The sequence below is a fragment of the Collimonas rhizosphaerae genome, assembly GCF_038896935.1.
Lineage (GTDB): Bacteria > Pseudomonadota > Gammaproteobacteria > Burkholderiales > Burkholderiaceae_D > Collimonas > Collimonas rhizosphaerae.
Map to the genome: position 1 here is coordinate 71,675 of NZ_JBANDC010000018.1, position 22,561 is coordinate 94,235.

Sequence of the window (22,561 nt, forward strand, 5' to 3'; positions counted from 1 at the left end):
ATCACGCCTGAAACAAAAGCGGCCAGGGCGGCGGTGAACACGCCCCGGCCGCAGCGATTGCCTGAGCAGCACCGCTATCCCCGCCTTGTTTGCCCGATTGCATCTGCGCCCTTGCATCAATAATCGATATTGATAGGGCGCTGTTCGTCCCTTCTGGTTCGGAGCATGCATGGCGGAAGAAAGCGATCTCGAAAAGACGGAACCCGGTTCTCCCCGGCGCCTGGAAAAGGCGCGCGAAGAAGGCCAGGTTGCCCGTTCGCGCGAGCTGAGCACGTTTGTCATGCTGAGCACCGGCATAGGCGGCTTGTGGCTGACGGCCGTGCCGATGGCGGAGCATATCGGCCATGCCTTGCGGCAGGGCATGCAATTCAAGCGCGCCGCCGGCTTCGATACCTCCTATATGCTGACCCAGGCCGCTGCTGCCGGGCAGGAAGCGCTGCAGGCTTTGCTGCCGTTGCTGGCCATGCTGGCGCTGGCGGCCCTGGCGGCGCCGCTGATGCTGGGCGGCTGGCTGTTTGCGCCGGATGCGCTGGCGCCCAAATTCTCCAAGCTCAATCCAGTGGCCGGTATTGCTCGCATCTTTTCCAGCCAGTCGCTGGCGGAACTGATCAAGGCATGCACCAAATCGGTACTGGTGGGCGGCATCGCCTACTGGGTCATGTCGCGCAACCTGGATACGCTGCTGGGCTTGCTGAGCGAACCGGTGCACGGCGCATTGGCGCATACGGTAAGGCTGGTGGCCAATTGCTGCGGCCTGATCATTGCTTCGCTGCTGCTGGTGGCAGCCATTGATGTGCCATACCAGTTGTGGAGTTATTACCGCAAGCTGCGCATGACGCGCGAAGAGCTGAAGCAGGAGCACAAGGAAAGCGAAGGCGATCCGCACGTCAAAGGGCAGATCCGGCGCCAGCAGCAACAGATGGCGCGGCGGCGCATGATGGCCGAGGTGGCGACCGCCGACGTGGTGGTCACCAACCCGACCCACTTTGCGGTCGCGCTCAAATACAGCGACAAGGAAATGCGCGCGCCCCGGGTGGTTGCCAAGGGCACCGACCTGGTAGCGCTGCGCATCCGCGCCATCGGCGCCGAACACAAGATTCCCATGCTGGAAGCACCGCCCCTGACCCGGGCGCTGTATCGCCATACCAACCTGGGCGAAGAAATCCCGGCTGCGCTGTACACCGCGGTGGCTGAAGTGCTGGCCTGGGTTTACCAGCTGCAGCGCTGGCGCAGCGAGGGCGGCATCGCGCCACGCACACCGGCTGACCTGCCGGTTCCCGATTCACTCGACACTTTAGGAAGCCCGGCATGAAGCCAGCAGGCCCAGCTTTTTCATTCAGTTCCTTGCCCCGCCTAGGGGCCGCCATATTGGCTGGCAACAGCGTCAAGGGCATGGCCGGCCCGGTGCTGATCGTCATGATCCTGGGCATGATGATCCTGCCCTTGCCGCCGTTCCTGCTCGACCTGCTGTTCACCTTCAATATCGCGCTGTCGGTGATGGTGCTGCTGGTCAGCATGTACACCATGAAGGCGCTGGATTTCGCCGCCTTTCCGGCGGTGTTGCTGTTTTCGACCTTGCTGCGCCTGTCGCTCAATGTCGCTTCCACCCGCGTGGTGCTGCTGGAAGGCCATACCGGGCCGGACGCCGCGGGCAAGGTGATCGAAGCCTTCGGCCATTTCCTGGTGGGCGGCAATTTCGCCGTCGGCATCGTGGTGTTCGTGATCCTGGTGGTGATCAACTTCATGGTCATCACCAAGGGCGCGGGGCGGATTGCTGAAGTCGGCGCGCGCTTCACGCTGGATGCGATGCCAGGCAAGCAGATGGCGATCGACGCCGACCTCAACGCCGGCCTGATCGGCGAGGACGTAGCGCGCAAGCGCCGCGCCGAGGTCGCGCAGGAAGCGGATTTCTACGGCTCCATGGACGGCGCCAGCAAGTTCGTGCGCGGCGATGCGGTGGCCGGCTTGCTGATCATGGTGATCAATGTGGTCGGCGGCCTGATCGTCGGCGTCGCCCAGCATGGCCTGGATATTTCGGTGGCGGCCAAGAACTACACCTTGCTGACCATCGGCGACGGCCTGGTAGCGCAGATTCCGGCGCTGGTGATTTCTACCGCTGCCGGCGTCATCGTCTCGCGCGTGACGACCGATGAAGATGTCGGCCAGCAGCTGATGGGGCAGCTGTTCTCCAATCCGCAGGTGCTGTTCCTGACCGCCGGCATCATCGGCCTGATGGGGCTGGTGCCGGGCATGCCGCATGTGGCGTTCCTGATCATTGCCGGCGGCCTGGTGTATCTCGGCCGGCGCCTGCTGCAGAAAAACGCGGCGGCGGAATATGCGGCCAAGGCGCCGCCGCCGTCCGCGGCAGCTGCCGAGCCGGCGGACGCCAGCTGGGACGACGTGGCGCTGGTCGATCCGCTCGGACTGGAAGTCGGCTACCGCCTGATTTCCCTGGTCGACCGCAGCCAGAACGGCGAACTGCTGGGCCGCATCAAGAGCATCCGCAAGAAGTTCGCGCAGGACATCGGCTTCCTGGTGCCGGTAGTGCACATCCGCGACAACCTGGAACTCAAGCCGAATTCCTATGTGATCACGCTCAAAGGCGTCGAGATCGCCAATGGCGAAGCCTGGCCTGGCCAATGGATGGCGATCAATCCGGGGCAGGTCAGCGCCACCTTGCCCGGCGTGCAGACGGCCGATCCGGCGTTCGGCCTGCCGGCGGTCTGGATCGAAAGCCACATGCGGGAACAGGCGCAGATCTACGGTTACACCGTGGTCGACGCCAGCACCGTGATCGCTACTCACCTGAACCACCTGATCCATGCCCATTCGGCGGAACTGCTGGGACGGCAGGAAGTGCAGCAGCTGCTGGACCGGGTCGCCAAGGACGCGCCGAAACTGATCGAAGACCTGGTGCCCAAGCTGCTGTCGCTGACGACGCTGCAGAAAATATTGCAAAACCTGCTGGACGAAAGCGTATCGATACGCGACATGCGCACCATCCTCGACGTCCTGCTGGAGCACGGAGGCACGGTCAGCGACGCCACCGAACTGACATCGCTGGTGCGGCTGGCGCTGGGCCGGGCGATCACCCAGCAGCTGTTCCCCGGCAACGGCGAACTGCAGGTGATCGGCCTCGACGGCTCGCTCGACCGCGTCCTGCTGCAGGCGTTGAGCAACGGCAGCGGACTGGAACCGGGGCTGGCCGACAGCCTGCTGGCGCAGACCCAGGCCGCGATCGCGCGCCAGGAACAGTTCGGCCTGTCGCCGGTGCTGGTGGTGCAGCATCCGCTGCGGGTCTTGCTGGCGCGCTTCCTGCGCCGCAGCCTGCCGCAGCTCAAGGTGCTGTCGCACGCTGAAATTCCTGATACCCGCACCATCAAAGTAACCGCCACTATCGGAGGCAAGGCTTGAACATGCACACTGACAGCGTCACCATCGTCGCCCCGTCCAGCCGCGAAGCGCTGCGCCTGGTGCGCGAACAGCTGGGGCCGGACGCCATCATCGTTTCCAGCCGGGCGACCGCCGCCGGCGCCGAAATCGTCGCCATGCTGGAAACCGCGGGCGATGCGCGGCCGGCGCCGGCACCAACCCTGGCTCCTGTGGTTGCCGTACCGGCGACGGTGGCAGCACCAGTGGTCATACAGCCAGCCACAAGCGCCGCCGCGCCATCCGGCACGGACAGCAACGGTAGCGTTATCAGCGAAATCCATTCGATGCGCGGCATGATCGAAGAGCAGCTGGCCGGCCTGGTGTGGAACGACAAGCAGCGCCGCGACCCGGTGCGCGGCCATCTGCTGCGCACCTTGCTGGGCGCCGGCTTCAGCGCCAGCCTGGCGAAAGCGATGCTGGACCACCTGCCGACCGGCCAGAATTTTGCCTCCGGCATGGCATGGGTCAAGGCCGAGCTGGCGCGCAACCTGCCGTTGATGGAAAACGAAGATGCGCTGATGGATGGCGGCGGCGTCTATGCCTTGATGGGTCCGACCGGGGTCGGCAAGACCACCACCACCGCCAAGCTGGCGGCGCGCTGCGTGATGCGCTTCGGCGCCGACAAGCTGGCGCTGCTGACTACCGACAGCTACCGCATCGGCGCATTCGAGCAGTTGCGCATCTACGGCAAGATCCTGGGGGTATCGGTGCATGCGGTGAAAGACGCAGCCGACCTGCGGCTGGTGCTGGAGGATTTGCGCGACAAGCACATGGTCTTGATCGATACGGTCGGCAAGAGCCAGCGCGACCGCAGCGTCTCCGAGCAGGTCGCCATGCTGTGCGGCGCCGGCCGCCCGGTCAAGCGCTTGCTGCTGCTGAACGCCGCCAGCCACGGCGACACCCTGAATGAGGTGGTGCATGCCTACAAGGACAGCGCCGGCGGCAACCAGCTGGCGGGCTGCATCTTCACCAAGACCGACGAAGCCACCCATCCCGGCGCATTGCTGGACACCGTGATCCGCCACCGGCTGCCGGTGCACTACGTTTCTTGCGGCCAGAAAGTGCCGGAAAACCTGATGCTGGCCGAGCGTTCGCAACTGGTCGACAGCGTGTTCCAGAGCGCCAGCCGCAGCGCCTTGTTTGTCCCGGGCGAAGCTGACCTGGGTGAGCTGCCGGCGGCATTGAACAACGACGCCGAACTGGCGGCCGCATCTGCCGCTACCGAACGCTTGCGCGGCCAATGCCGGCAACTGATCCGGGTGCTGGCGCAGGACGCCGAAGAGCTGGCGGCCAACGCCGCTGCGCTGGCCGGCGGCGGGATCGGCTTCGAGACCAGCAGCCGGTTATGGCGCGACCTGGCGGACGACAGCATCGGCAGCCAGGCGGTGGTCCACAAGCTGCTGGCGCATGCGAAAACGGAAATCGGCGTTGCTTGCAACAGCCATGTGCTGGCAATCAGCGGCAAGACCGAGCTGGCCGCCAGCCGCAGCGGCGACGCCTATGCCTTGCAATCCAGCGTGCTGTTGTCGGATCGCGACGGCATGCCGCTGGCGGCGCCGCATCAATTGCTGTCCACCGCGTTTGCCGCCGCGGCAAACGGCGCTGTAGCCACGCCGGCGCTGCGCCAGCTGGCGTGGGTGCATGGCCAGGATTTCGGCAAGCCGGTGGTGCACCTGCTCGACAAAATGCCGGCGCCAGGCTTGATCGAATCCTGGCAGGCCGGCATGTCATGGCTGGCCCGTGCGCGCGGCACTACTTGCGTGCTGGATGGCGCAGGCAGGACATCGCTGGCGAAGCTGGCGGCGCGGCTGGTGTTCGATGCACCCCAGGCGATGCTCTACAAGGGCAAGCCGGCGCAACAGATGCTGGCGGAGACGACAGTCGCCTTGCCCGGCGACAAACGGCACGATGCGAGCACATTCAATTTGCGCTGCGTGGCCGTGCGCATCGTCGATCCGCACAGCGGAAAACTGCTGGCCGGCTGGTACCTGCTGGCCAATCTTGCGCCGTCGGCGACGGCGTCGCAGCTTGCCGCGTGGGCCTGCTGGAAACAAGCCGCCGATCCTTACTACAAGCTGCTCAAGAAAGCGGTCCAGCAGCTCGATGCCTGCACCGAGCCGGGCGACAGCCAGATGCAAAAACGCCTGCTGGTCGCTGCACAAGTCAGCACCACCGTCTGGCGCCTGGCGCACAACCGCGACAGCTGGGCCGGCGCCGCTCGCACGCTGCTGGCGCAGCTGGCCGGCCATCGGATCCGTGCCGGCGCGGCCAGCGCCACTTCCGCGGCAGCGCTGTTTGAAGGCTTCGGCAAGCTGATCGCCCTGCTGGATGCGCTGGCGCTGGATGCCGATAGCGTTCCCGGCCTGGCGCCGGCACCGGGCACTGCGGCGCTGCCCGGATGAAAGGACGTCTGTGAGCAAAGTAGTCAGCGATCAGGCCGATGGTTTGCGCAACCTGATGGCGCAGCATTCGGGCACGCAGGCGGCGCGCGTCATCGCGCTGGTCGGCAGCAGTCCAAGGATAGGCGTCACCAGCGTCGCCTTGAACCTGGCCGCGGCCCTGGTGCAGCAAGGAAAAGAAGTGCTGCTGCTGGACGAGCAGAGCGGCGCGCGGTCGGCAACGGCGATGTGGGCCGGCGCCACGGCGCGCAGCTGGTCCGATGTTGCCGGCGGCCTGCCGCTGTCAACCGCGGCGTCGCGCCTGGCGTGCGGCGCGCTGCTGCTGGCGGTGCGCCCGGGCGATGCCCCTGCCGTGGCTGAGGTGCGCAATCTGTTCCAGGGGCAGGTGATCCTGGTCGACGCCGGCCTGGACCGCGACGGCGCCTTGTCGCCGCTGGCGGCGCAGGCCGACGATGTGGTGGTGGTGCTGCGGCCGCAGGCGGCTTCCATCACGGCTGCCTACGCCTGCATCAAGCAGCTGCATTACGCGCATGCCCTGCAGCGCCTGCGGATCATGCTCAACCTGGCGGCCGGCATGCCGGAGGCGCAGCGCGTGCTGGGCAACCTGGCCGGCGCCGGCAGCCGTTACCTGGGGCTGGCGCTGGAGCCTGCCGGCTGCGTCGCGGAAGACCCGCAGCTGGTGCGCGCGCTGGGGCTCAAGTTGAGCGTGGTGGAGGCATTCCAGACCAGTGCCGCGGCAATCGATTTCCGCCGCATCGCTGGCCAGCTGCTGCAATGGCCGCGCCCTGTTGTTAACCGAAATCTGGACACTGTGTGAGTAAAGCAGGAAGAGGAATCCATCATGTATACGGCTCAGGGAAAAATCGATAAATCCGACACGCTGGCGCAATACGCGCCGCTGGTGCGGCGCCTGGCTTTGCAGCTGATCGCGAAATTGCCGGCCAGCGTGGAGCTGGACGACATGATCCAGGCCGGCATGCTGGGCTTGCTGGACGCCGCCAACCGCTACCAGGATGACCAGGGCGCGCAGTTCGAAACCTACGCCAGCCAGCGTATCCGCGGCGCGATGCTGGACGAGCTGCGCGCCAACGACTGGCTGTCGCGCGGCTTGCGGCAGTCGTCGCGCAAGGTCGACGCTGCGGTGCAGGCGCTGGAGCAGAAGCTGGCGCGTCCGCCCAGCGAGCGTGAAATCGCGGTGTCGATGCAGCTGTCGCTGGAAGACTACCAGCATCTGCTGCAGGAAATCCACGGTTCGCAGCTGGTGTACTACGAAGACTGCGAAGGCGGCAGCAATGAAAATTCGTTTCTCGACCGCCAGCACGACAGCAGCGATCGCAGCGGCGTCGCCGATCCGTTGCAGCGTCTGCTGGACAGCGGCATGCGCCATATGCTGGTGGAGGCGATCGCCCTGATGCCGGAACGCGAACGGCTGCTGCTCAGCCTGTATTACGAGCAGGAAATGAACCTGCGTGAAATCGGCGCCATCCTGGAAGTCAGCCAGTCGCGCGTCTGCCAGCTGCATAGCCAGGCCATCAGCCGCCTGCGGGTGCGCTTGAATGAAACCAGCCGGAGCGAGGTAGCGTGAGATGAGCGACCTGGCCGGCTTCGGGTCCGGGCTGAGGCGGCTGTTGTTTTGCGGCGCGGCCGGCTGGCTGGCGCCTGCGGCTGTTTTTGCCGGAGAACCGCCGGTGGCTGCAATCAGTCTGAGTACCTATATGGGACGCGCTGAGAATCCGCCGGCCGGGCCCGGCGCTGTCCGGCTTGACAGCGGCGCTGCCGCGGGCGGACAGGGCAGGGTGGCGGGTTCCTGGAGCGCTTCGGTTTCCACGCCCGCGCTGTTCTACCGTGGGGTGGCTTATCAGTCGGTTCAGGTAGCTCCGGTCGGCAGCGGCGTCTCTTCAGGCTCCAGGACCCGCCGGGTCGGCTGGCGCTACAGTTTCCTGACGGCGCCGCCGGCCGGCATCCATGCCTATCTGTGCAACTACGCCAGGTGCGCCGCTCTCAGCGGCGCCAGCGGCAGCACCGCCGCCTTTGACGGCGACAACGGCTGGTCGAATTTCGTGTTTGCTTTTGTGATCGGCGGGCGCGGAGCCCTGGCCCCGGCATTGCAGGGGGCGGCCAGCCAGGTGATGGTCAGCTACGAGTAAATCGGGCTATGGGGTAGGTGGCGTTCAGCTCGACGCCAGGCTATGGCCGTTGCCGAGCCCGACCTGGTGCTTGCCGTCGGCGCCATACAGCGACTGGCCGTGGGCGCGCAGGAAATTGATCGAGCGCCGTACAAAATCCAGGTGGGTGTGGATCATGATGCCGTTGCGATGGTTGTAGTCGCGGGCCTGGGCTGCAAGCGCCAGCAGTTCTTGCCAGGCTTGCTGCAGGTTGCCGCCGCCGGCCGCCGCCGCGGCGTCGCCGCCGGTTCGTCCCGCGTCGAAACCGGCTGCCCGTTGCCGCTGTTCCCGTTCCTGCTCAAGCGCAGTGATGCGTTCCGCCAGCTGGGCCTTGCGTTCGGTGATCAGCGGCAGCACATCGAAACGGCTCTTGATCAGCGCCTCCGCTTCCTGGTCCAGCAGGTCGAGAAAGGCGTCCATGACGGCGCGCTCCTGCTGCAGGTGCTTGAAGAGCGCGCTGCTCATGACGGCTTCTTGCCCAGCAGGTCGCGTACCGTATCGAGCAAGCCGTCGGCGATTTTTTCGGGATTGATCTGATAGCGGCCTTCGCTGATGGCTTGGCGTATCTCGGCGACCCGGGCGGCGTCGAAATCGCCGGCGCCGGGTTGCAGCAACTGGGTTTGCAGCTGGCGCACTTGCGCCGACAGTGAATTGAGGGCGGCTGGCATAGGCGGGCTGGCGCTGTTGGCGGTGCCGGCGGCAGCGGCGTCGGCGGATGCGGCGCGCGCCGCGTTATCCTTGCTGGACGCCGCGTTGGCTGGGCTTGACACGCTATTGAGCGGCTTTGTAGGTTGATCGATTTTCAAGATGTTTCCTCTAAGGGATCTGTTCGTTATAACGGCAGCTTGCGCGGAATGTTTAGGGTTCCGGCTAAAAATGCCTGGATTGCTGTAAAAACAAGCGTCAATTCGGCAATTCTACCGAGCCATCGGCACGGGCGATGCCGCTCAGCATCTGCCCTGCCTGCGTCTTCACCTGTATCGCCACGCCGGCGGCGGCATTGGTCATCGCCCGTCCTTCGGTGCTGACGACGAAACCCGAGCCTTGCGACTGGACTTTCACGCTTTGCCCCTGTTGTATCACAGTGGCGCCGCGCAGCAGTTCCAGCCGCAGCGGCGCGCCCAGGGCAATCCGGTTCGAGGCTACCATGCCGGCGGCTTGCTGCGGATTGGTGAGCACGCCGCGCGGCAGGGCGCTGAGGTCGCCCTGGCGCAGCTGGATATCGGCGGGGCCGACGGTGTCGCCGGCGTTGATGGGACGGCTGGCTACATAGTAGTTCGCCACTACCGCCACATAGGCGGGCACATAGCGCGTCCACGCCGGCGTGGTGGAACCGTCGCCGTTGCAGCGCAGGCCGACCGAGACCCGTCCCCAGACCCGGGCGCCGGCGGGCAGGAACGCTTCCAGCGCATCGCAGGCGGGCAGGGCGCCTGACATCGGCGTCTCGACGCGGATGCTGACCTTGCCAGGCAAGCCGCCGGCCTGGGCCAGCAGGAACTGCTCGATCACCGGCCTGGCGCTGCCGCTCAGTTCCGCTGTCCTGGCGGATGCGGCCCGGCTGCCGACGCCTGGTCCTGCCGCCGCAAGGATCAGGCAGGTAATCGCAAGCCGGCGGCGCCGGGAGAATGGTGCATGCATATCGAATCTTCCCTCAATCGGAATTCATGGCGACGGAATGTCCGCCATCAGATTCTAGACAACCGCGCGTCGTCGCCAAGCGCCGAACTGGGCGCGGTTTGGCGTGCTGTTTGGGGTATTGGATTGCGATGCCCTGCCTATAATGGTTTGCGGAAACCTGTCGCGCCGGTTCAAAAAATTCTGCCGGAAGGCGATCTGAAAATCAAGGACATGCAATGGCGAACGTGAGCGAATTCGATGAAGAAGTCCCGGCCACCTTGGCGGATTTCCTGCGGCAGATGCGCTTGAAGCAAACCGGCGAGAACGGCAAGAGGCTGTCGCTGACAGCGATGCATCGGCGCTGCGGCTTGTCGGTGCCGGTGCTGAGCAAGCTCGAAACCGGCAGGGTCACCGATCCCAGCGGATCGACCATCAAGCGCGTGCTGGACGGTTACCGGCTGAGTTTCGAGGATGTCGCAAAATATTTTCCCGGTCCCAAATGAGACCGGCATGGCGTATCTTGAATTGAGGCCGAATCAGCCGCCTGTTCCGCTGATTGCCGCCGGCGGCCGCTACCTATAATCGCTTTCATCAAAAGGTCTGTTGAGGGTAGGTACAAGATGGTAGATAAACTGGATGCAGCACTGCGCTTTCAGCAGGAAGCATTGAACTTGAGGGCGCGCCGGCAAGAGGTGCTGTCGTCGAATATCGCACACGCCGATACGCCCAATTACAAGGCGCGCGATTTCGATTTCAGCAGCAGCCTGACGCAAGCGATGGCGCAAGGCCGGCAGGCGCAGCCGGTGTCGATGGCGATCACTTCCGCGCGCCACATCCAGGGCGAGGCCATGGCCGCCGGCGAACCGGATTTGCTGTACCGGGTGCCGACCCAGTCCAGCATCGACGGCAATACCGTGGAGATGGATGTCGAGCGCGTCAATTTCACCGACAACGCGGTCCACTATGAATCCGGCCTGACCGTCATCGGCGCCCAGATCAAGTCGCTGCTGTCGGCGGTGCAGCAATGAATTTCCAGTTTTAGCCAGCAAGGATCAAGCCATGCCGTCCAATGTATCCATGAATATTTTCGACGTTGCCGGTTCCGCCATGAGCGCGCAATCGCAACGCATGAACGTCACCGCCAGCAACCTGGCCAATGCCGACAGCGTCTCCGGGCCCGATGGCCAGCCCTATCGCGCCAAGCAGGTGGTGTTCGCGGTGGCGACAGGAGACCAGCAGGATCCGGCCAGCGCCGTCGGCGGCGTGCAGGTGGCGGGCGTGGTGGAAGACCAGTCGCCGCTGCGCATGGTGTACGACCCCAAGCATCCGCTGGCCAACGCCAGCGGCTACGTCACCATGCCGAACGTCAATGTGGTGGAAGAAATGGTCAACATGATTTCCGCTTCGCGCTCTTACCAGGCCAATGTCGAGGTGCTCAATACCGCCAAGAACATGATGCTGAAGACGCTGACCATCGGCCAGTAGCAAAGCACCGATAGCAGTTCCGATTTGAACGATTAATCCGCGGCCGCCTCGGCGGCGCCGCTTCAGGAGAAAACCATCATGGCAGTATCGGGAGTTTCAACCGACAACAGTGCAGCAGGAGCGCTGGCAGGAGCCGTGTCCAGCAGTTCCGACCAGGAACAGCGCTTCCTTAAATTGCTGGTCACCCAGCTGAATAACCAGGACCCGCTGAATCCGCTGAACAATGCGGAGCTGACTTCGCAGCTGGCGCAGATGAGCACCGTCAGCGGCATCGAAAACCTGAACAGCACGCTCAATTCGCTGGTGGCGCAAACCGGCTCCAGCCAGACCTTGCAGGCCGCCTCGCTGATCGGCCATACGGTGCTGACGCCGGGCAGCAGCGTGACGCTCAAGGATAGCGCCGCTACTTCCTTCGGGCTGGACATGCAAGGCGCGGCCGATACGGTCAAGGTCACGATCACCGACGCCGCCGGCAATACGGTGCGCACGATCGATGTCGGCGCGCTGCCGCAAGGCACCAAGACCTTGTCGTGGGACGGCAAGAACGACACCGGTACCGCGATGGGCGACGGCGCCTACAAAATCAGCGTGGCTGCTGCCGTCGGCGGCAGCGCGGTCGCGGCGAACACGCTGACGTACTCGCAGGTTGCCAGCGTGGCGCAGACGGCCAGCGGCGTGACGTTGAACCTGGGTGCGGCCGGCACGGCGGCATTGAGCGACGTTAAGCAGTTTCTATAAATCCGGCTTTTTTCATTATTTTTCCGCAACCCGGAAGCTGAAAAAAATGCTGCAAATTGATTTCAAAAGGAGTGGACCATGGGGTTTCAACAAGGCGTAAGCGGATTGAATGCAAGTTCCAGCAATCTCGATGTGATCGGCAATAATGTCGCCAACTCGGGCACCGTGGGCTTCAAGGCTGGCAGTGTCCTGTTTGCCGATGTATATGCGGGTTCGCGGGTCGGCCTCGGCACCCAGGTAGCCGGCGTTTCGCAAAATTTCACCCAGGGCGCGGTGCAGACCAGCACCCGTGCGCTGGACGTGGCGATCACCAACGGCGACGGTTTTTTCCGCCTGGCCAGCCCATCCGGCGAAGTGTCCTATTCGCGCAACGGCCAGTTCACTATCGACAAGGATAACTACATCGTCAATTCCGGCGGCCTGCGCGTGACCGGCTACCAGGTCGGCGCCAATGGCAGCATCGCCGGCGGCACACCGGCAGCCTTGCAGTTGCCGGCTGCCGCGATGACGCCGAACGCCACCACCAAGATCAATGCGCAATACAACATCGATTCGCGCAGCACGGTGCCCATCACAGCGCCGTTCAATGCGACCGATTCCACCAGTTTCAATTACCAGAACGCGGTGACCGGCTACGATTCGCTGGGCAATCCGCATGAAATCACGAATTTCTTCGTGAAGACCGCGGCGAACGCCTGGGATGTCTACCAGACCGTCGACGGCGGCGCCAGCAGCAATATCGGCTCGCTGACCTTTGATACGGCCGGCAAGATGCTGACGCCTGCCGCCGGCACCCTGGCTCCTGCCGCAGTACCGCTGGCAAACGGCGCGGCGCCGATGAACTTCACGATCAACCTGACCGGCACCACGCAGTTCGGCAACGACAACGCGGTCGCCAAGCAGACCCAGGATGGTTATACCTCCGGCAGCCTGACTGCGTTCGCCATCAATCCGGACGGCACCGTAACCGGCAAGTACTCGAACGAACAGACCAAGACCCTGGGCCAGATCGTCCTCACTTCCTTTGCCAATCCGGACGGCCTGCAATCCAAGGGCGGCAATGTCTGGGCTGAAACCGCGGCGTCAGGCCAGCCGCTGGTCGGGACGGCGGGCGCCGGCACCAAGGTTGGCTCCTTGACTTCGGGCGCGCTGGAATCGTCCAACGTCGACCTCACCGCCGAACTGGTCAACATGATCATTGCGCAGCGTACCTACCAGGCCAACGCGCAAACCGTAAAGACCCAGGACCAGGTCATGCAGACCCTGGTGAGCATGCGCTGATGATGGATTTTTTCGTCATTAGCGCGGCGGCGGGAACCGGCCGGGAGAACCCATGGACCGCATGATCTACATCGCCATGAGCGGCGCCAAGCAGGCCATGGAGCAGCAAGCTTCGGTAGCCAGCAACATGGCCAACGTATCGACGCCCGGTTTCCGCGCGCAGCTGAACAATTTCCGCGCCGTGCCGGTAGTCGGCGAGGAAGCGGCGACCCGCGCTTTCGTGGTGACTTCGACGCCCGGCGCCGACATGAGCACCGGGCCGTTGACCGAAACCGGGCGGCCGATGGATGTGGCGGTGCGCGGCGACGGCTGGCTGACGGTGCAGACCGCGGACGGCGGCGAAGCGTATACGCGGGTCGGCAACCTGCAGGTGGGCGCCGACGGCCAGCTGATGACGATGGACAAGCTGCCGGTGATCGGCGACGCCGGACCGATGGCGGTGCCGCCCGGCGCCGCTGTGATGATATCGACCGACGGCCTGGTCAGCGCCATCGGCGCCGGCGATCCGGCTACCAACGTGGCCCAGGTCGGCCGTTTGAAACTGGTCAATCCGGCTGCCAGCGATTTGCTGCGCGGCGACGACGGCTTGTTCCGCATGCGCGCCGGGGCTGCCGCGCCGGACGCCGATCCGGCGGTGACGCTGCAGACCGGCGTGGTGGAAGGCAGCAACGTCAACCCGGTGTCGGCGATGGTGGAAATGATCGCCAATGCGCGCAGTTTTGAAATGCAGATGAAGGCGGTCAAGAGCGCCGATGAAAACGACCAGCGCGCCAACCAGCTGCTGAGCATGAGCAGCTAAAGCAGCTAATCCATTTTTCGACAGGAATTTCACCATGATACGTTCCCTTTCCATCGCCAAGAGCGGCCTCGACGCGCAACAGCAGCAGCTCGACGTGATATCGAACAACCTGGCCAACGTCGGCACCACCGGCTTCAAGCGCAGCCGCGCAGTGTTCGAAGACCTGATGTACCAGAACCTGCGCCAGGTAGGCGGCCAGACTTCGGACCAGACCAACCTGCCGTCCGGCCTGCAGATCGGCACCGGCGTGCGGCTGGTGGCGACCGAGCGGATCCATACCCAGGGCAACCCGACCAAGACCGACAATACCAAGGACGTGGCGATTACCGGCGACGGTTTCTTCCAGGTGCAAATGCCGGACGGCACCACCGCCTATACGCGCGACGGTTCGTTCCAGTCCGACTCCACCGGCCAGCTGGTCACCGCCAGCGGCTACCCGGTGCAGCCGGCCATCACCATCCCGCAAAACGCCACCAGCATGACCATCGCCAAGGACGGCACGGTATCGGTGACCCAGGCCGGCAGCACCGCCAGCGTGCAGGTCGGCCAGATCCAGCTGGCGACGTTCCTGAATTCGACCGGTTTGCAAAGCAATGGCGAAAACCTGTACACCGAAACCAATGCTTCCGGCACCGCCAACCAGACCACGCCGGGCCAGAACGGCGCCGGCACGCTGAGCCAGGGTTATGTCGAATCGTCGAACGTGAATGTGGTGGAAGAACTGGTGAACATGATCCAGACCCAGCGTTCTTACGAAATCAACAGCAAGGCGGTCACGACCTCTGACCAGATGTTGCAGCGCCTTACGCAGTTGTGATGGCGGCGCCGATGAAATATTGCACCAGGTGCCTGCTGCTGGCGGCGCTGCTGCTGGGCGGCTGCGCGCAATTGCCGCGCGAGCCGCTGGTGCAGCAGCCGATGACCGCGCGTGCGGAAGTGCGGCCGGCGGCGCCGGTAAACGGCGCCATCTACCAGTCCGGCTTCAGCAGCCAGGCCCTGTTCGAGGACCGGCGGCCGCGCAATGTCGGCGACATCCTGACCATCATCGTCAGCGAAAACGTTAACGCCAGCAAGAATTCGGCGGCCAACGCCAGCCGCAACGGCAGCACCAGCAGCGCGCTGGCGGCGATACCGAAGATTTTCGGCGGCCTGTTCGGCAACCTGGACGCCGACGCCAAGGCCAGCAACGCATTGACCGCCAAGGGCGGCGCCAATGCGGCCAATACCTTTAACGGCGTGATCACGGTGACGGTGACCGAGGTGCTGGGCAACGGCAACCTGATGGTCAGCGGCGAGAAGCAGATGATGATCAACCAGGGCACCGAATTCATCCGTTTCTCCGGCGTGGTCAATCCGCGCACGGTGAGCGGCAACAACAGCGTGGCCTCGACCCAGGTCGCCGACGCCAGGATCGAATACAGCGCCAAGGGTTATATCGACGAAGCGCAGACCATGGGCTGGCTGCAGCGTTTCTTCCTCAACGTCTTACCGTTCTGACCATGCGATCATCATTCCAGTTTTTTTTGCGGCGCGCGCGGCGCAGCCGCGGCGCCGTCTTCCTGTCGCTTTGCCTCGCCTGCGCCGTGTCGCCGGTGCAGGCGGAGCGTCTCAAGGAACTGGCCAGCATCCAGGGCGTGCGCGACAATCCGCTGATCGGCTACGGCCTGATGGTCGGCCTCGACGGCAGCGGCGACCAGACCATGCAGACGCCGTTCACCACCCAGACCCTCAACAACATGCTGTCGCAACTGGGCATCTCGATGGCGCCCGGCACCAACATGCAGCTCAAGAACGTGGCGGCGGTGATGGTGACCGCTACCTTGCCGTCGTTTGCCCGTCCGGGCCAGAACATCGACGTCACCGTATCGTCGATGGGCAACGCCAAGAGCCTGCGCGGCGGCACCCTGCTGATGACGCCGCTCAAGGGCGCCGACGGCATGGTGTATGCGATCGCGCAGGGCAACATGGTGGTCGGCGGCGCCGGCGCCTCGGCCAACGGCAGCAAGGTGCAGATCAACCAGCTCAGTTCCGGCCGGATTCCTGCCGGCGCCATTGTCGAGCGCGCGGTCAGTTCGCCGCTGGGCGACGCGAATAGCTTGACCCTGGAACTGAATGTATCCGATTTCGGCACGGCGCAGAAAGCCGTCGAGGCCATCAACCGCAGTTTTGGCGCAGGCACTGCCAGCGCGCTCGATGCGCGCGTGATCCAGGTCGCCGCGCCGGCCCAGGCGGAAGCGCGGGTCAGTTTCCTGGCGCGTTTGGAAAATCTCGACATCACGCCGGCGCAAGCGGTAGCGCGGGTAGTGATCAACGCCCGCACCGGCTCGGTGGTGATGAACCAGACCGTGCGCGTGCTGGACTGCGCGGTAGCCCATGGCAATTTGTCGGTAGTGATCAACACCCAGCCGGTGATCAGCCAGCCTGGACCGTTCTCGGGCGGCAGCACGGTGGTGACGCAGACTTCGCAAATCCAGCTGAACCAGGCAGGCGGCGCCTTGCAGGTAGTCAAGAACGGCGCTTCGCTGGCCGATGTGGTGAAGGGCTTGAATACGCTGGGCGCCAATCCGCAGGACATGGTTTCCATCTTGCAGGCGATGAAAGCCGCCGGCGCCTTGCGCGCCGAACTTGAAATCATCTGAGGCCGACATGAGCGTCTCCGGTCCCATCAACAGCAGTCGCAGCGGCGACCTTGACCAGCGTTTTGCGCTGGATGTGCAAGGCGTGGACGCTTTGCGCCGCACTACCAGGAATTCGCCGCAAGACGGCTTGAAACAGGTGTCGCGCCAGTTCGAAGCGATGTTCATGCAGATGGTGTTGAAGAGCATGCGCGAGGCGACGCCGTCGGACGGCATGTTCGATAGCCAGCAGGAAAAAATGTACACCTCGATGCTGGACCAGCAGCTGGCGCAAAACCTGTCCGGCCGCGGCCTTGGCCTGGCCGAGGCGATGCAGGCCCAGCTTAGCCGCGCCGTCGACCAGTCGCCGCAGCAGCCTGCGGCACTGGGCAAGATGCCGGCCGCTGATCCGCTTCCCGGCCAGCCGGCAGCCGCGGTGCCGGCAAATCCCGGCGTTGTGCAGAACCTGTCCCTGTACGACGCCGCTGCCGGTTCCGGGCGCGGCGCCGGCGGCAATCCGCAGGCATATGTCGACCAGTTCCTGTCGCGCATGAGCGCGCCGGCGCAAGCTGCCAGTCGCAGCAGCGGCGTGCCGTCGCAGCTGATCCTGGCGCAGGCCGCGCTGGAATCGGGCTGGGGCAAACGCGAAATCAAGGGAGAAGACGGCAGCAGCAGCCACAACCTGTTCGGCATCAAGGCCGGCAAGGGCTGGAAAGGCGCGGTGGTGCAAGCCGTCACCACCGAATACGTGGACGGCCAGCCGCAGCAGACCAAAGCCTCGTTCCGCGCTTATGCATCGTATGAGGAAGCGTTTTCCGACTATGCGCGTTTCCTGGCCGGCAATCCGCGCTATGCGCAGGTGCTGGCCACGCGCGATCCGGCCGAGGCTGCGCACGGCTTGCAGCGCGCCGGTTACGCCACCGATCCCCAATACGGCGAGAAGCTGGTGCGCATCCTCAAGCAGATCCTCTGATTTTTTTGCACGGAACCGGGCATTTCCCTCAAATTTCCCGGGCTGCTGCCGTTATACCTCAAGTGAGCCTGGCAGCGACGCCGGGCAGTTGCTTTCTAAAAGGAAGATTGTATGGCGAACAGCTTGTTTTTCACCGGGCTCAGCGGGCTCAACGCGGCGCAAGCGGCATTGGTGACCACCGGCCACAACACGGCCAACGTGAACACGCCGGGTTATAGCCGGCAGATGGCGCAGGTGGTGTCCGCCGGCGGCACATACACTCCCAGCGTCGGTTTCTTCGGCAACGGCGCGCAGGTGGTCGACGTCACCCGCAGCTACGACCAGTTCCTGAGTTCGCAGCTGAACCAGGCGCAGTCGACCAACCAGGCGCTGGCGGCTTACTCGACCCAGATCAACCAGATCAACAACCTGCTGGCCAACCAGACCACCGGCCTGGCGCCGATGCTGCAGACCATGTTCAAGGGCGTGCAGGCAGTCGCCAATACGCCTGCCGATTCCGCCGCGCGCCAGCAGCTGATCAGTTCCGGCCAGGCCCTGGCCAACCAGTTCCGCACCATGAGCCAGGTGCTGACCGGCCTGAACGGCAACGTCAACGACCAGATTTCCGGTTCGATCGACCAGATCAATACCTACGCCACCCAGATCGCCAGCATCAACAAGCAGATCGCCTTGCTCAGCAACGCTGCCGGCGGCCAGGCCCCGAACGACCTGCTGGACCAGCGCGACAGCCTGGTGAACAGCCTGGGCCAGCTGGTGGCGACCAAGGTGGTGGTGCAGGACGGCGGCCAGTACAACGTATTCATCGGCACCGGCCAGACCCTGGTGCTGGGCGACAAGGCATCGACCCTGAAGGCCGTCACCTCGGCGGCCGATCCCAGCCGCACCTCGGTGGCCCTGGTGAACGCTGCCGGCGTCGCGGTTGAAATGCAGGACAGCGTGATCAGCGGCGGTTCGCTCGGCGGCCTGATGCAGTTCCGCAACCAGACCCTGGGCGAGGCCCAGAATGCACTGGGGCGGATGGCGATCGGCCTGGCCGATACGTTCAACGCGCAGCACAAGCTGGGCATTGACCTGAACGGCGCCGCCGGCCAGGATTTCTTTTCGCAAGCCAGTCCGGCGGCGACCGCCAATTCCCGCAACACCGGCAACCTGCTGGTCACGCCGTCGTTCAGCGACACCAGCCAGCTGACCACCAGCGATTACCGGGTCGATTTTGTCAACGTCGCCGGCACGCCGCAATATTCGGTGACCCGCTTGTCCGATAACAAGGTGCTCGGCAGCTATCCCAGCTTGCCGGTGACTTTCGACGGTGTATCGTTGCAGGCGACCAGCGGCACGCCGCAAATCGGCGATTCCTTCCTGGTCCAGCCGACCCGCACCGGCGCGCGCGACCTGACGGTGACGGTGACCGATCCGGCCAAGATAGCGGCGGCTTCGCCTATCGTCACCGGCAAGACGGCCACCAACCAGGGCAGCGCCGGCATCAGCGCCGGCAAGGTCGACGCCTCGTACCTGCCGACACCGCTGGCCAGCCCGCTGACGCTTAAATACGACAGCACCACCACGCCTGCCAGCTTGTCCGGCTTTCCGGCCGCCGCCGCGGTGACCGTCACCAACCCGGACGGCACGGTGGTCAACTATGCAGCCGGCGCTGCCGTCACGTATACCGACGGCGCGTCCTACAGCTTCAACGGCATCAGCGCCACCATCAGCGGCAAGCCGGTGAACGGCGATACGTTCACCATCGGACCGAATACCGGCGGCGTTTCGGACGGCAGCAACGCCTTGCTGCTGGGCGCCTTGCAAAACAAGAAAACCCTGGCCGGCGGCACCGCCAGCTATACCGATGCGTATGGCCAGCTGGTCAGCAGCATCGGCAACAAGGCCAACCAGATCACCATCGCCAATACCGCGCAAACCAGCCTGGCGGCGCAGATCAAGGCGGCGCAGCAGTCGGTGTCCGGCGTCAACCAGGATGAAGAAACCGCCAATCTGCTGATGTACCAGCAGATGTACCAGGCCAATGCCAAGGTGATCCAGACGGCGTCGACCATGTTCGACGCAATCCTGGGGATTGTTGCTTAACCGGCCGCCGGACTCGCCAGCAAGACGATAAACAAGGAAAACAAGATGCGTATCAGTACCCAGTCGTTTTATGACCAGAGCCTGTCCGCGATGGGCTCCCAGCAAACCAGCCTGTTGCGGGTGCAACAGCAGATAGGCGCCATGTCAAAAATACTCACGCCGTCCGACGATCCGCTGGGCGCGACCCGGGCGCTGAGCGCATCGCAGTCGATTTCCCTCAACGATCAATATTCCACCAGCCGCGCCCAGGCGTCGCGCACGCTGGGCCTGGAAGACAATGCGCTGCAAAACGTCACCACGCTGCTGCAAAATATCAAAGGGCTGGTGGTGCAGGCCGGCAACGGCACCATGACCGACGCCGACCGCGCATCGGTCGCCACTACCTTGCAAAGCAATTACGACCAGCTGCTGGGCCTGGCCAATACCGACGACGGCAACGGCCAGTTCCTGTTCGCCGGCTTCAAGAGCGGCAGCGCGCCGTTCGTGCAGCAGGCCGGCGGCGGCGTGCAATATGTCGGCGACCAGGGCCAGCAGCTGCTGCAGGTCGACATCTCGCGGCAGATGGCGGGCACCGACGACGGCCGCAGCATTTTCCAGACCGCGCAGACCAGCTCCGGCTACGTCACGACTTCTGCCGCCGCCAACAGCGGCGACGGTGTATATGGCGCTACCTCTGTGATCGACGCCACCAATCCCGATTTCGGCAAGAATTTTTCGATCAGCTTTACTTCAGCCACGACGTTTACCGTGACCAATTCGGATACGCCGCCGGTGGTGACGGCAGGCACTTATACCTCCGGCACGCCGATCCAGTTCGGCGGCTTGCAAATCGTGCTGACCGGCGCCCCTGCCAGCGGCGACAGCTTCAATGTCAACACCGCAAAGAATGCCAATCCGGACATGTTCGGCGCGCTCAGCGACCTGATCGGCGCCCTCAAGACGCCGATCGACAACGGCACCCCGGCCGCCAAGGCGCAGTTGCAGAATTCCTTGAGCACGGCAAACGTCAAGCTGTCCAACTCGCTCGACAATGTGCTGACGGTGCGCTCGTCGGTGGGCTCGCGCATGCAGGAACTGGATACCCTCAACACCAATGGCGACGCCCGCAACCTGTCGGACAAGAGCTATCTGTCGGATATCCAGGACCTGGACTACAGCAGCGCGATTACCGAGCTGTACCAGCGGCAGATGGCGTTGCAGGCGACGCAGCAGACTTTTGTGCAGATCCGCAAGATTTCGCTGCTGAATTACCTGTAAGCTTATTACCCGCAGGCGTTCCAGGGCGGGATCAGAAAACCTTGATTTTCAGCTGGAACGACAGGGCGCCATACAACCTGTCTTTGTAGCTCGGGATAACCGCCAGGTTCAAGCCGACGTTCTTGTATTCGACGCTGGCGACCGGGATGGCGGCCAGGAACCAGTCGCCGCGCCGCATCTTCGGATAGCCGTTGAATCCCCCGGCGACCAGGCCCAGGCGCACCGGCCCGATATATACGGGCTGGTAATACACGCCGACATAATTCGAGTACTCGCGGTCGCTGTTGTAGAACCTGCCGGCAGTGGCCGACGCCACGGTCGAAAACCGGTATTCGGCGCCGAACCCCAGGTTGTTGCCGTTCAGTCCTTTATCGCGATTGAAATGATAGGAATAGAAGCCGGCATTGAGCCATGTTTCACTGAGCGGCTTGTTGTCCAGCAAACCAAACAGGTCGCCTTGTCCTGCATGGACGCTGGCCGGGGTCAAAACCGAACAGGCTGCAAGAATGAGTGTTGCTCGCCATCGGGTCAGCTTAAGCATCGGTATCCTGTCAGTGAAGATGCAACGTAGGTCGGCGCGGGTCAAATCCCGGGCTATTTTGGCATAACCGTCCCGTCTTTGACGGACAGCCGGCCCAACTTGTCTCATGGCCGCAACGCTTGCGCCAGGTGCAGCATGTTTGCCAGGCCAAGCGCAAATTCCTGTTCCAGGAATGGCGCCAGGTGCGGCATCAGCTGCTGCAGCATCAGGATCCCGCCCAGCAGCGTCAACGGAAAGCCGACGGCGAAGATGCTCAGCTGCGGCGACGCCCGGTTGAGGATGCCCATCGCCAGGTTCAGGGTCAGCAGGGCGGCGACCAGCGGCAGCGCCAGCATCAGGCCGGCGGAAAAGACGTTGGCGCCGGCCAGCGCCAGGAAATGCCAGCCTTCCGCCGCCAGCGGCGCATCTGAAATCGGCAGGACGTGGAAACTCTCGACCAGGGTGCTGATCACCATCAGGTGGCCGTCGACCGCCAGGAAGATCAGCATCGCCAGCATGTTGAGCAGGCTGGCCAGCACCATGGTGTTGCCGCCGCTGTTGGGATCGAAAAAAGAGGCGAAGGACAAGCCCATCTGCAGGCCGGCGTAGTCGCCGGCCGCTTGCACCGCGGCGAACACCAGCCGGATGGAAAATCCCATGGCCGAACCGATCAGCACCTGTTGGACCAGGATCCAGACGCCGCCGGCCGAGACCAGCGGCACGGCCGGCATGGCGCCCAGGGTAGGGGCGATGGCGATCGCCAGCAGCGCGGCAAGGCCGACCTTGACCTGGCGCGCCACTTTTTTCTCACCGAAAATGGGGCTGGCGCTGATCAGCGCCAGCATCCTGACGAATGGCCATACGAACGCCACGATCCAGGCGCTCAGCTGCGCGGACGTGACCGACAGCACCGGCGACATCAGCCAACCAGCTGCGGAATGCTGGAAAACAGCTGGCGCATGTAGTCCAGGATGGAATTGAGCATCCACGGCCCGGCGATGACCATGGTGGCGCATACCGCGAGCAGCTTGGGAATGAACGACAGGGTCATTTCATTGATCTGGGTGGCGGCCTGGAACAGGCTGATGATCAAGCCGCTGACCAGGGCCACCAGCAGCAGCGGTGCGCCTAGCAGGAGCGTCATTTTCATGGCCTGGTAGCCGAGCGCCATTACCGATTCGGGAGTCATTTTTTG

Annotated in this window: 25 protein-coding genes; 19 read left to right on the forward strand and 6 right to left on the reverse strand. The window is 64.0% G+C overall.

The window, feature by feature from the left end:
- Positions 1-169: 169 nt before the first annotated feature.
- Genes flhB through V8G57_RS21165 form a run of 6 tightly spaced genes read left to right on the forward strand, consistent with a single transcriptional unit; the run spans position 170 to position 7,978 of the window.
- Positions 170-1,312 (forward strand): flagellar biosynthesis protein FlhB, encoded by a 1,143-nt coding sequence (flhB, locus tag V8G57_RS21140; RefSeq protein WP_342831065.1) that lies wholly within the window; start codon positions 170-172, stop codon positions 1,310-1,312.
- A complete protein-coding gene (gene flhA / locus V8G57_RS21145; RefSeq protein ID WP_342831067.1) occupies positions 1,309-3,414 on the forward strand; it encodes a flagellar biosynthesis protein FlhA in 2,106 nt (701 codons plus the stop codon). The genes flhB and flhA overlap by 4 nt, the downstream gene beginning before the upstream one ends.
- A gap of 2 nt (positions 3,415-3,416) precedes the next feature.
- Positions 3,417-5,834 (forward strand): flagellar biosynthesis GTPase FlhF, encoded by a 2,418-nt coding sequence (flhF, locus tag V8G57_RS21150; protein WP_342831109.1) that lies wholly within the window; start codon positions 3,417-3,419, stop codon positions 5,832-5,834.
- Between the two features lie 10 nt (positions 5,835-5,844).
- Complete coding sequence (locus V8G57_RS21155) at positions 5,845-6,648, forward strand: hypothetical protein (RefSeq protein WP_342831068.1); 804 nt, start codon at positions 5,845-5,847, stop codon at positions 6,646-6,648.
- A gap of 24 nt (positions 6,649-6,672) precedes the next feature.
- A complete protein-coding gene (locus tag V8G57_RS21160) occupies positions 6,673-7,416 on the forward strand; it encodes an RNA polymerase sigma factor FliA (protein ID WP_092398896.1) in 744 nt (247 codons plus the stop codon).
- 1 nt (position 7,417) lies between these two features.
- Positions 7,418-7,978, forward strand: coding sequence for a flagellar protein FlhE (locus V8G57_RS21165; RefSeq protein WP_342831069.1), 561 nt, complete (start codon positions 7,418-7,420; stop codon positions 7,976-7,978).
- 24 nt (positions 7,979-8,002) lie between these two features.
- On the opposite strand, the gene V8G57_RS21170 is transcribed toward V8G57_RS21165, so the two are convergent.
- The 3 genes from V8G57_RS21170 to flgA all read right to left on the reverse strand — a co-directional run bounded on the left by V8G57_RS21170 (position 8,003) and on the right by flgA (position 9,634).
- Positions 8,003-8,461, reverse strand: a complete 459-nt coding sequence (locus V8G57_RS21170; protein WP_092398892.1) for a flagella synthesis protein FlgN — start codon at positions 8,459-8,461, stop codon at positions 8,003-8,005.
- Positions 8,458-8,802 carry a flagellar biosynthesis anti-sigma factor FlgM gene (flgM, locus tag V8G57_RS21175; protein WP_254785117.1) on the reverse strand — a complete coding sequence of 115 codons (345 nt, stop codon included), beginning with the start codon at positions 8,800-8,802 and terminating at the stop codon, positions 8,458-8,460. Before flgM ends, V8G57_RS21170 begins: the two co-directional genes overlap by 4 nt.
- A 97-nt stretch (positions 8,803-8,899) precedes the next feature.
- Positions 8,900-9,634, reverse strand: a complete 735-nt coding sequence (gene flgA, locus V8G57_RS21180; protein WP_342831070.1) for a flagellar basal body P-ring formation chaperone FlgA — start codon at positions 9,632-9,634, stop codon at positions 8,900-8,902.
- Here flgA and V8G57_RS21185 point away from each other — a divergent pair.
- The 13 genes from V8G57_RS21185 to flgL all read left to right on the forward strand — a co-directional run bounded on the left by V8G57_RS21185 (position 9,629) and on the right by flgL (position 20,846).
- Positions 9,629-9,862 (forward strand): hypothetical protein, encoded by a 234-nt coding sequence (locus V8G57_RS21185; protein ID WP_139220080.1) that lies wholly within the window; start codon positions 9,629-9,631, stop codon positions 9,860-9,862. The genes flgA and V8G57_RS21185 overlap by 6 nt on opposite strands.
- Entirely contained in the window at positions 9,850-10,116 is a 267-nt protein-coding gene (locus V8G57_RS21190; protein ID WP_061539106.1) for a helix-turn-helix domain-containing protein, read from the forward strand. Before V8G57_RS21185 ends, V8G57_RS21190 begins: the two co-directional genes overlap by 13 nt.
- A 117-nt stretch (positions 10,117-10,233) precedes the next feature.
- The gene (gene flgB / locus V8G57_RS21195) at positions 10,234-10,641 is read left to right on the forward strand and encodes a flagellar basal body rod protein FlgB (RefSeq protein ID WP_342831072.1); all 408 of its coding nucleotides are present in this window, start codon (positions 10,234-10,236) and stop codon (positions 10,639-10,641) included.
- Between the two features lie 31 nt (positions 10,642-10,672).
- The gene (gene flgC, locus V8G57_RS21200; RefSeq protein WP_342831074.1) at positions 10,673-11,098 is read left to right on the forward strand and encodes a flagellar basal body rod protein FlgC; all 426 of its coding nucleotides are present in this window, start codon (positions 10,673-10,675) and stop codon (positions 11,096-11,098) included.
- A 78-nt stretch (positions 11,099-11,176) separates the two neighbouring features.
- On the forward strand, positions 11,177-11,836 hold the full coding sequence (locus V8G57_RS21205) for a flagellar hook assembly protein FlgD (RefSeq protein ID WP_342831075.1): 660 nt from the start codon (positions 11,177-11,179) through the stop codon (positions 11,834-11,836).
- Between the two features lie 78 nt (positions 11,837-11,914).
- Complete coding sequence (gene flgE / locus V8G57_RS21210; RefSeq protein WP_342831076.1) at positions 11,915-13,117, forward strand: flagellar hook protein FlgE; 1,203 nt, start codon at positions 11,915-11,917, stop codon at positions 13,115-13,117.
- Positions 13,118-13,169: 52 nt separating this feature from the next.
- Positions 13,170-13,916 (forward strand): flagellar basal body rod protein FlgF, encoded by a 747-nt coding sequence (locus V8G57_RS21215; RefSeq protein ID WP_342831077.1) that lies wholly within the window; start codon positions 13,170-13,172, stop codon positions 13,914-13,916.
- A gap of 34 nt (positions 13,917-13,950) precedes the next feature.
- Positions 13,951-14,733 carry a flagellar basal-body rod protein FlgG gene (gene flgG / locus V8G57_RS21220; RefSeq protein ID WP_014004932.1) on the forward strand — a complete coding sequence of 261 codons (783 nt, stop codon included), beginning with the start codon at positions 13,951-13,953 and terminating at the stop codon, positions 14,731-14,733.
- 11 nt (positions 14,734-14,744) lie between these two features.
- Entirely contained in the window at positions 14,745-15,413 is a 669-nt protein-coding gene (locus V8G57_RS21225; RefSeq protein WP_342831079.1) for a flagellar basal body L-ring protein FlgH, read from the forward strand.
- A 2-nt stretch (positions 15,414-15,415) separates the two neighbouring features.
- Positions 15,416-16,555 carry a flagellar basal body P-ring protein FlgI gene (locus V8G57_RS21230; RefSeq protein WP_342831080.1) on the forward strand — a complete coding sequence of 380 codons (1,140 nt, stop codon included), beginning with the start codon at positions 15,416-15,418 and terminating at the stop codon, positions 16,553-16,555.
- Positions 16,556-16,562: 7 nt separating this feature from the next.
- Positions 16,563-17,504 carry a flagellar assembly peptidoglycan hydrolase FlgJ gene (gene flgJ, locus V8G57_RS21235; RefSeq protein WP_342831111.1) on the forward strand — a complete coding sequence of 314 codons (942 nt, stop codon included), beginning with the start codon at positions 16,563-16,565 and terminating at the stop codon, positions 17,502-17,504.
- A 111-nt stretch (positions 17,505-17,615) separates the two neighbouring features.
- On the forward strand, positions 17,616-19,589 hold the full coding sequence (gene flgK / locus V8G57_RS21240; protein ID WP_342831081.1) for a flagellar hook-associated protein FlgK: 1,974 nt from the start codon (positions 17,616-17,618) through the stop codon (positions 19,587-19,589).
- A gap of 45 nt (positions 19,590-19,634) precedes the next feature.
- The gene (gene flgL / locus V8G57_RS21245) at positions 19,635-20,846 is read left to right on the forward strand and encodes a flagellar hook-associated protein FlgL (protein WP_342831082.1); all 1,212 of its coding nucleotides are present in this window, start codon (positions 19,635-19,637) and stop codon (positions 20,844-20,846) included.
- Between the two features lie 31 nt (positions 20,847-20,877).
- On the opposite strand, the gene V8G57_RS21250 is transcribed toward flgL, so the two are convergent.
- The 3 genes from V8G57_RS21250 to fliQ form a co-directional block, all read right to left on the reverse strand.
- Positions 20,878-21,387, reverse strand: a complete 510-nt coding sequence (locus tag V8G57_RS21250; protein ID WP_342831084.1) for a hypothetical protein — start codon at positions 21,385-21,387, stop codon at positions 20,878-20,880.
- Positions 21,388-21,491: 104 nt separating this feature from the next.
- The gene (fliR, locus tag V8G57_RS21255) at positions 21,492-22,286 is read right to left on the reverse strand and encodes a flagellar biosynthetic protein FliR (protein WP_092398870.1); all 795 of its coding nucleotides are present in this window, start codon (positions 22,284-22,286) and stop codon (positions 21,492-21,494) included.
- Positions 22,286-22,555, reverse strand: a complete 270-nt coding sequence (fliQ, locus tag V8G57_RS21260; protein WP_041743011.1) for a flagellar biosynthesis protein FliQ — start codon at positions 22,553-22,555, stop codon at positions 22,286-22,288. The genes fliR and fliQ overlap by 1 nt, the downstream gene beginning before the upstream one ends.
- Positions 22,556-22,561: the final 6 nt, after the last annotated feature.

Bases quoted from the DNA above. Each gene is read 5' to 3' on its own strand.
- flhB (WP_342831065.1), top strand. From the start codon at position 170: ATGGCGGAAGAAAGCGATCTCGAAAAGACGGAACCCGGTTCTCCCCGG.
- flhA (WP_342831067.1), top strand. From the start codon at position 1,309: ATGAAGCCAGCAGGCCCAGCTTTTTCATTCAGTTCCTTGCCCCGCCTA.
- flhF (WP_342831109.1), top strand. From the start codon at position 3,417: ATGCACACTGACAGCGTCACCATCGTCGCCCCGTCCAGCCGCGAAGCG.
- V8G57_RS21160 (WP_092398896.1), top strand. From the start codon at position 6,673: ATGTATACGGCTCAGGGAAAAATCGATAAATCCGACACGCTGGCGCAA.
- V8G57_RS21165 (WP_342831069.1), top strand. From the start codon at position 7,418: ATGAGCGACCTGGCCGGCTTCGGGTCCGGGCTGAGGCGGCTGTTGTTT.
- V8G57_RS21170 (WP_092398892.1), bottom strand. From the start codon at position 8,461: ATGAGCAGCGCGCTCTTCAAGCACCTGCAGCAGGAGCGCGCCGTCATG.
- V8G57_RS21185 (WP_139220080.1), top strand. From the start codon at position 9,629: ATGCATATCGAATCTTCCCTCAATCGGAATTCATGGCGACGGAATGTC.
- flgA (WP_342831070.1), bottom strand. From the start codon at position 9,634: ATGCATGCACCATTCTCCCGGCGCCGCCGGCTTGCGATTACCTGCCTG.
- V8G57_RS21190 (WP_061539106.1), top strand. From the start codon at position 9,850: ATGGCGAACGTGAGCGAATTCGATGAAGAAGTCCCGGCCACCTTGGCG.
- flgB (WP_342831072.1), top strand. From the start codon at position 10,234: ATGGTAGATAAACTGGATGCAGCACTGCGCTTTCAGCAGGAAGCATTG.
- flgC (WP_342831074.1), top strand. From the start codon at position 10,673: ATGCCGTCCAATGTATCCATGAATATTTTCGACGTTGCCGGTTCCGCC.
- V8G57_RS21205 (WP_342831075.1), top strand. From the start codon at position 11,177: ATGGCAGTATCGGGAGTTTCAACCGACAACAGTGCAGCAGGAGCGCTG.
- flgE (WP_342831076.1), top strand. From the start codon at position 11,915: ATGGGGTTTCAACAAGGCGTAAGCGGATTGAATGCAAGTTCCAGCAAT.
- V8G57_RS21215 (WP_342831077.1), top strand. From the start codon at position 13,170: ATGGACCGCATGATCTACATCGCCATGAGCGGCGCCAAGCAGGCCATG.
- flgG (WP_014004932.1), top strand. From the start codon at position 13,951: ATGATACGTTCCCTTTCCATCGCCAAGAGCGGCCTCGACGCGCAACAG.
- V8G57_RS21225 (WP_342831079.1), top strand. From the start codon at position 14,745: ATGAAATATTGCACCAGGTGCCTGCTGCTGGCGGCGCTGCTGCTGGGC.
- V8G57_RS21230 (WP_342831080.1), top strand. From the start codon at position 15,416: ATGCGATCATCATTCCAGTTTTTTTTGCGGCGCGCGCGGCGCAGCCGC.
- flgJ (WP_342831111.1), top strand. From the start codon at position 16,563: ATGAGCGTCTCCGGTCCCATCAACAGCAGTCGCAGCGGCGACCTTGAC.
- flgK (WP_342831081.1), top strand. From the start codon at position 17,616: ATGGCGAACAGCTTGTTTTTCACCGGGCTCAGCGGGCTCAACGCGGCG.
- flgL (WP_342831082.1), top strand. From the start codon at position 19,635: ATGCGTATCAGTACCCAGTCGTTTTATGACCAGAGCCTGTCCGCGATG.
- V8G57_RS21250 (WP_342831084.1), bottom strand. From the start codon at position 21,387: ATGCTTAAGCTGACCCGATGGCGAGCAACACTCATTCTTGCAGCCTGT.
- fliR (WP_092398870.1), bottom strand. From the start codon at position 22,286: ATGTCGCCGGTGCTGTCGGTCACGTCCGCGCAGCTGAGCGCCTGGATC.
- fliQ (WP_041743011.1), bottom strand. From the start codon at position 22,555: ATGACTCCCGAATCGGTAATGGCGCTCGGCTACCAGGCCATGAAAATG.